This is a genomic window from Micromonospora sicca (assembly GCF_003172935.1).
GTDB lineage: Bacteria > Actinomycetota > Actinomycetes > Mycobacteriales > Micromonosporaceae > Micromonospora > Micromonospora sicca.
This window is the reverse complement of sequence record NZ_QGKS01000444.1, coordinates 1-6,351: the sequence shown is the minus strand read 5'-3', so window position 1 is coordinate 6,351 and position 6,351 is coordinate 1. Positions and strand designations below refer to the sequence as shown.

Sequence of the window (6,351 nt, the reverse complement as noted above, 5' to 3'; positions counted from 1 at the left end):
ACCGACGACCACGCCCTGTCCAGCGCCTGCCTGGCCGGGCGGCGCCGGCACCACCCCGGCTGGTTCACCGACGGGCCCAGCCTCCTCATCGGCCCCGCCACCGCGCAAACCGACTCCCGCGAGTGCGACGACGAGCAGATCGACGACGCCGACGTGCCGGAGGTGAGCACCTGGTTCGGTGACGACCTCACCGACCCGCCGTCCGACGGCGACCCGGCCAACGGCGCATCACCGGAGGCGACCGGCCTGGTCGTGGCCTCCTGGCCCCTGGACGCGAACGAGGCCACGAACCGGGTGCGGCTGGCGTGCCTGCTGACCGCCTGCGCCCGGCTGCTGCGCCCCGGCGGCTGCCTCGTGCTCATCGTTGCGGTCCCCGCCGGCACCATCGCCACCCCGGAGGACTTCAACCCCCTCGCCACCGCGGCGGCGAACGTCGGACTCGGCTACCTGCAGCACATCGTCGCGGTCACCGCCGACACCGACGCCGACACCTTCGTCTACCACGTCACCGACACCGAACTGCTCGCCCTCGCCCACGAGACCGCCGGGCAGCGGTGGACGCTCACGCACCACCGCGTCCACGCCGACCTACTGGTGTTCAGCGCCCCACCGGCTACCCCGCCGCAGCGGCGGCGGCGCCGCGAAGGCGGTGACCGCCGTGGCTGAGCACCCCACCACCCCCGGACCGGACGAGCCGGTCCGCCCGGAGGACTCCGGCGGCAGGCACCGCGTCTACGAGGGCTGCCACCGGCAGTACGACGGACGCCACCAGGCCATAGCCGGGCCAGAGGGCCTGTCGGTGTGGGTGACCGCCCAAAGCAGCGGGCCGGTGCAGCGCCGGGGGCGTTACCTGCCCGAGTCGGTGAAGCACCCCGCCCGGATGTTGCCGGCGATCGCCGCGCACGCCGTGCACGCCTACACCCAGCCAGGCGATTTGGTGCTGGATCCGATGTGCGGCATCGGCACCACCCTCGTCGAGGCCGTCCACGCCGGCCGCGACGCCATCGGCGTGGAGTACGAGTCGCGGTGGTCGGACATCGCCGACGCCAACGTCACCCACGCCCAACACCAAGGGGCGACCGGTAGGGGAGCGGTGATCCGTGGCGACTCGACCCGGATCCTGTCCCTCGTTCCCGCCGCCCTCGCCGGCCAGGTCGCCCTGGTGGTGACGTCACCGCCGTATGGGCCGACCGTCCACGGCCTGGTCCGCCCGGGCGCGGACGGGGTGGCGAAGTTCGACAACGCCTACAACGACGGCACCGACCGCGGCAACCTCGCCTACCGCGACCTCACCGGCCTCGCCGACGGGTTCGCCCAGATCCTGGCCGGCTGCTACACACTGCTGCGCCCCGGCGGCGTCGTCGTAGTCACCGCCCGGCCCTGGCGCAAGCACGGGCAGCTGGTCGACCTGCCGTCTGCGGTCATCGGCGCGGGGATCCGCGCAGGCCTGACCCCGGTGGACCGGTGCGTCGCCCTCCTGGCGGCCGTCCGCGGCGGGCACCTCGTCGCCCGGCCCAGCTTCTTCCAGCTCCAGCAGGTCCGCCGGGCCTGCACCGCGGGCACCCCGATGCACCTGATCGCGCACGAAGACGTCCTCGTGTTCGCCAAGACCCAGAAGTCCGCGAGTTCGGCTGAACCCAAGTGTTCGCGCTGCGAATCCGGGTGTCCTGAGGGGACATCATGCCATGCGGATACCGGGGTTCAGGGCAACTCGGGGAGGCGGTCCGGGTGAGGGCCGCCGATGAGTTCTCGGGCGTTGGCGGCCCAACGGATGGCGGTGCCTTCGCTGAACCCGAAGACGGCGGCCAGGTGCAGCGGGTCTGCTCCGGTGGCGACGGCTTCCTCGAGTTGCCGGTCGATGCGCAGCCGTTCGAGGGTGCCGGGCAGGCCGCGCAGGTTCAGGATCCAGGTGGCGCTGACCGGTGCGAGGCCCATGGCGCTGGCGGAGCTGACGAGCAGGTGCGGGTTGGCGGTGTTGGGCCAGCGTTCGCGCCGGTAGGTCAGCCAGTCGAGCAGCGTCTGGGCGGTGAGGTTGTCCAGCGGGCGCGGGTTGCCGGCGATGGTCATCCGGCGGTCGGCGAGGTCGACGTCGTCGAGGTGCAGGTCGCGGATCTGTCCTGGTCTGGCGGCGTGAACGGCGGCCAGTACGACGCAGAGCCGCGCCTGGGCGGTGGTGGCGGCGGTGACGCTGGCGCTGATGTCGTCGGGTTCCAGCAGCGGCCAGATCGGGTCGGGCACCTTCGGGCCTCGCAGGCCGTGGGTGGGGTTGCGGAAGACCAGCTTGTGGGTCTTGGCCCATCGGAACAGTCCGCGCAGGGCGGTCGTGGCGACTTCACGGCGTCGGCCGTGCAGCGTGGCGAGGTAGGTCTGGACGTCCTCGCGGGTGACTTCCCGCAGGTGATCGCGCTGCGGCCAGCTGGCGGCAGCGCCGAGCGCGGCAGCGACGTAGGCGCGGACCGTTCCGTCGTGGCGGGGGCGACTTCGCGGGCTTCCGTCGCGCAGCGTGCGTGCCCAGCTGCCCAGGTCTCGACGCCACGGGCCGGGCAGCCCGGCGAGCCTGGCGGCCAGCCAGCCCTCGAGGCTGGCGGGCCGGTTGTCGTCGATGATGTCCATGGCCGTGAGGACCTCGATGACGTAGTCGAGGTTGATGTATTGCCGGGCGGCGACGTCCGCGAAGTCGCTGACGCGGATGCGGTCGGGTTCGCGGTGCTCGGCGAGCAGCATGACCAGGACCCGCTGCATTGCGCGTCGCGCGGTGGGTTCCCATCCGCGTGCCTCGGCGGTGGTGTGGGCCAGGTGCAGCGCCCAGGCCAGCCAGGGGTTGTCTGGTGGCGGCCCGGCGCGCAGATCAACAGCAGCACGGTAGTTGCGTGGTCCGGGCGGCAGCAGCGGCTCTTGCAACCAGGCGCTGCGGGGGCGGCCCGCGTGCGGTGGTGGCTGCTTGAGTGGCCGGCCTTTGGCGCCGTAGCGGCGTGGTGCCGTGCGTGGTGGTGGCTGCCGGCGGTCGCTGAGGCTCAGGAACAGTTGCTGCCAGCGGATGCCTGCCAGGTAGGGGGCGAGCAGCACCGCGGATCGGGCGTCGCTGGCCAGCCTCGCCCGCTCGTCGCGGGCCTGGCACCAGCACAGGCGGCAGTAGCCCTGCTTCAACAGCTGCACCCGGGCGCAGGCCGCGCACTCGCCGGTCGGGTAGCCCTTGTGCGGGGCGGCGAAGTTGTAGCAGGGCAGGCAGATGCCTTGGGCGTAGGTCAGGCCCCAGGCGAAGCAGTTCGCGCAGTTGGTGACGGTGCGCGGCACGACCGTGCCGTCGTGGTCGCGGGCGGCCACCGGTCAGCGCGGCGGCAGCGACCGGCCGTCGCGGCGACGGGGCACCACCCGAGTCAGCGGAACGGGCGCGGTGGCATCGGCGGCGGGCTTCGCGGTGTCCGGGGCGGCCCGGGACACGCTGTCGGGTTCGGCGATCAGCAGGTCGCCGACCTGGCAGTCCAGTGCCACGCAGATCACGTCGAGGTCGGCCAGTTTGATCGTCACGGGCTGGCCGGACCACAGCCCGGACATCTTCCCTGCGGAGATGACCAGGCCGTGCTCGGCGAACACCTGTTGCAGCTCGGAGGCCTTCCAGATGCCGCGTTGAGCCGCGACCAGGCGCATGTTCCACCGCATTCAGCGCAGTCCTTCCAGTCGTCGGGCGGCGCGGCGCTGCCCGTCGAGCCATGCCTGTTCGATCCGGGTGCGGTGCACGTGGACGTACTTCATGGTGGTGGCGACCCAGGTGTGCCCGAGCATCTCCTGGATCGCGATCAGATCCACCCCGTTGAGATACATCTGCGACGCGCAGTAGTGCCGCAGCACGTGCGGGGTGATTTTGTCCGTCCAGGACGGCAGGTGCGCGGCGACCGCGGTGGCGAGCCCGGCGCGCAGCGCGTCGTAACCGACCCGGCCGCCGCCCTGGCGTTCCGAGCAGAACAGCGGTGCGCCGGGCGATCGATGGTCGCCGCCGAACAGCGCCCACACGTCCTCGATGAACCAGGCGAGGGTGCGGCCGGCGTGGTTGATCAGCGGCACCATGCGTTCGCGGGGACCGGAGCCGTTGGCGCCTTTGCCGAGGCGGACGTGGAGCTTGCCGAACGGGCCGAGGTCCCATTTGATGTCGTGCAGGTCCAGGCTGCGGGCCTCGTTGACCCGCAGCCCGACATCGGCCATCAACCTTGCGGCGGTGTAGTTGCGGGCTGTCGGCGCGAACTTGCGGCACGTCGTCAGCTCCGCCGCCCACCCCGTGAACAAGGTGTCGATCTCCTCGGCGCTCGGCGGGATCCGCAGCTTGGCGTCCTTACGCCCGCGCGGCCGGTTCATCTCGTCGATCGGACACGCCACGACCCGGCCGGTCAGCGCGTGCAGTTCCGCCTGGAACCGCAGCTCAAGAAAGGTGAAGTAGGTGCGCAGCGCCTGCGAACGGGCCAGCCTCGTCCCCGACGGCGCACCCCGCAACGCGCGACCGAAGTAGGCGTCCGCGTCGGCCGGTTCCATCTCCCACAGCGGCCGACCGAACCAGTCCCGAATCTGCTCCAGCTGGCTGACATCACCACGCACCGTGCCATCGGCCAAGCCGGCCGACGCCCGCGCCAGCACGAACCCGGCCAGCACGTCCACCTCGAACCGCTCGAGGTCCTCGGCCGACGCCGGCGCACGCCGGTCACGCAGATCCTGGACGACCGCCAGCCCCAACTCAAGAACCTCGCGTTCACCGCAACCGAAGCCACTCCAGACGATCCGAAGCAGCTTCAAGATTCCCGAGAAGGGTTCAGAACACAACCATTGATCCACATCGCGAGACCCACAAGCTCAAGGACCTTCATAACCAGACACACGCCGACGAACTCAAGCGATGTCGTACTGCTACCCGCGGAGGTCGCCGATGACTGACGACCACCGCTGGGCGCCCACGTCCGCACCGGTGCGCGGGAGGTGGCGTGAGTGACCACGTTCCCGGGCCGCGGATCGGATCGCTATGCACCGGATACGGCGGCCTCGACCTGGCCGTCGAACTGGTGCTCGGCGGCCAGCTCCTCTGGTACGCCGAAACCGACCGACACGCCCGCACCGTCCTCGCCCACCACTGGCCGCACGTGCCCAACCTCGGCGACATCCGCACCATCGACTGGACCCGCGTCCCACCCGTCGACGTCCTCACCGCAGGCTTCCCCTGCCAGGACATCTCCAACGCCGGTAAACGCGCCGGCATCACCGGACCCCACTCCAGCCTCTGGCACCACATCACTACAGCCCTTCGCGTCCTTCGACCCCCACTCGTGTTCGTGGAAAACGTGGCCGCCCTCCGCCGACGCGGACTCGACGTCGTCCACGCCGACCTGGCCACGCTCGGGTACGACACGAGCTGGCTATGCCTACGCGCATCCGACATCGGCGCCGCCCACCGACGCGACCGGCTGTTCCTGCTCGCCACCACCAGAGGCGGGGGAGAGGATGCGGACACTTCCCACACCCTGCGCCCGTGACGGCAAAGGGCCGGGCCACCAATACGGACTGCCAGACGTCATCGAGCCCCACGGCAACCGCCACGACCTTCTGCCGACCCCACGGGCGAGCGACACCGGCACGCCCGGCCGCCACGCCGGTAACGGATTCCGGCCGCCGCTGTCACAGGTGCTTCTGCCCACTCCGCGGGCCACCGATGGACAGAAAGGCTGCCCCGGACAACGGGGATCCCACGGAGACCTCACCCTGCCATCTGCCGCCGTGCGGCTTCCGACACCACGGGCTTCCGACGCCCATGGCCCTGGCCACCACGGCCACGGCGGCCCGGACCTGCGAACCACCCTCGCCGAGCTCACCACCGGCAACCTCGGAACGCTCGACGAGACCACATGGGGGATCTACGCCCCCGCTATCGCCCGCTGGGAACTGCTGACCGGGCGGCCCGTTCCGGCGCCCACCCAACCCGGCCGCTACGGCAAGACGGTTCTGGCGCCCCCGTTCGTGGAGTGGCTCATGGGGCTACCCGCGCGCTGGGTCACGGATCCCTCGTTCGGCCTTCCCCGTACCGCCGCGCTTCGCGTCCTCGGCAACGGTGTCGTCCCCGCCCAGGCAGCGGCAGCGCTTCGCCTCCTGCTGTGCCGCTACCACTGACCCCTGCCATACCACCGGTGGCTCTTCGCGGGCAGGCCAGCTCGGCTGCCCGCGAAGAGCCACCTCTCGTTCTCTTGACCTGCTCCCTGCCACTGCAACACACCGGAGAAGCTCTGATGCCGTCCAACCCGAACCGATCTCGACATCGACCACCCTCACCGGCACCCCCGCCCGCCCACCGAACCGGTCACAGCGACGACCAGGAAC

At 71.2% G+C, this 6,351-nt stretch carries 7 protein-coding genes; 4 read left to right on the top strand and 3 right to left on the bottom strand.

The features are described from left to right. Both DKT69_RS38690 and DKT69_RS33310 read left to right on the top strand, forming a co-directional pair. On the top strand, positions 1-666 hold a 666-nt coding region (locus tag DKT69_RS38690), incomplete at its 5' end, for a hypothetical protein (RefSeq protein ID WP_109805383.1). Next, the gene (locus DKT69_RS33310; RefSeq protein ID WP_438361900.1) at positions 650-1,732 is read left to right on the top strand and encodes a TRM11 family SAM-dependent methyltransferase; all 1,083 of its coding nucleotides are present in this window, start codon (positions 650-652) and stop codon (positions 1,730-1,732) included. The genes DKT69_RS38690 and DKT69_RS33310, both read left to right, overlap by 17 nt. Here DKT69_RS33310 and DKT69_RS33305 read toward each other — a convergent pair. Genes DKT69_RS33305 through DKT69_RS33295 form a run of 3 tightly spaced genes read right to left on the bottom strand, consistent with a single transcriptional unit; the run spans position 1,702 to position 4,722 of the window. Further along, positions 1,702-3,324, bottom strand: a complete 1,623-nt coding sequence (locus DKT69_RS33305) for an integrase (RefSeq protein WP_109805382.1) — start codon at positions 3,322-3,324, stop codon at positions 1,702-1,704. The genes DKT69_RS33310 and DKT69_RS33305 overlap by 31 nt on opposite strands. 3 nt (positions 3,325-3,327) lie before the next feature. Continuing rightward, positions 3,328-3,660 carry a helix-turn-helix domain-containing protein gene (locus tag DKT69_RS33300; protein WP_109805381.1) on the bottom strand — a complete coding sequence of 111 codons (333 nt, stop codon included), beginning with the start codon at positions 3,658-3,660 and terminating at the stop codon, positions 3,328-3,330. Beyond that, positions 3,661-4,722, bottom strand: coding sequence for a tyrosine-type recombinase/integrase (locus DKT69_RS33295; protein ID WP_109805380.1), 1,062 nt, complete (start codon positions 4,720-4,722; stop codon positions 3,661-3,663). Positions 4,723-4,967: 245 nt separating this feature from the next. Between DKT69_RS33295 and DKT69_RS33290 the strand changes: the two genes are divergently transcribed. Continuing rightward, complete coding sequence (locus DKT69_RS33290; RefSeq protein ID WP_109805379.1) at positions 4,968-5,513, top strand: DNA cytosine methyltransferase; 546 nt, start codon at positions 4,968-4,970, stop codon at positions 5,511-5,513. Positions 5,514-5,754: 241 nt separating this feature from the next. Then, entirely contained in the window at positions 5,755-6,144 is a 390-nt protein-coding gene (locus tag DKT69_RS40350; RefSeq protein ID WP_236648508.1) for a hypothetical protein, read from the top strand. Positions 6,145-6,351 lie beyond the last annotated feature (207 nt).

Excerpts from the sequence above, each read along its gene's own strand:
- DKT69_RS33300 (WP_109805381.1), bottom strand. The coding sequence starts at position 3,660 with ATGCGGTGGAACATGCGCCTGGTCGCGGCTCAACGCGGCATCTGGAAG.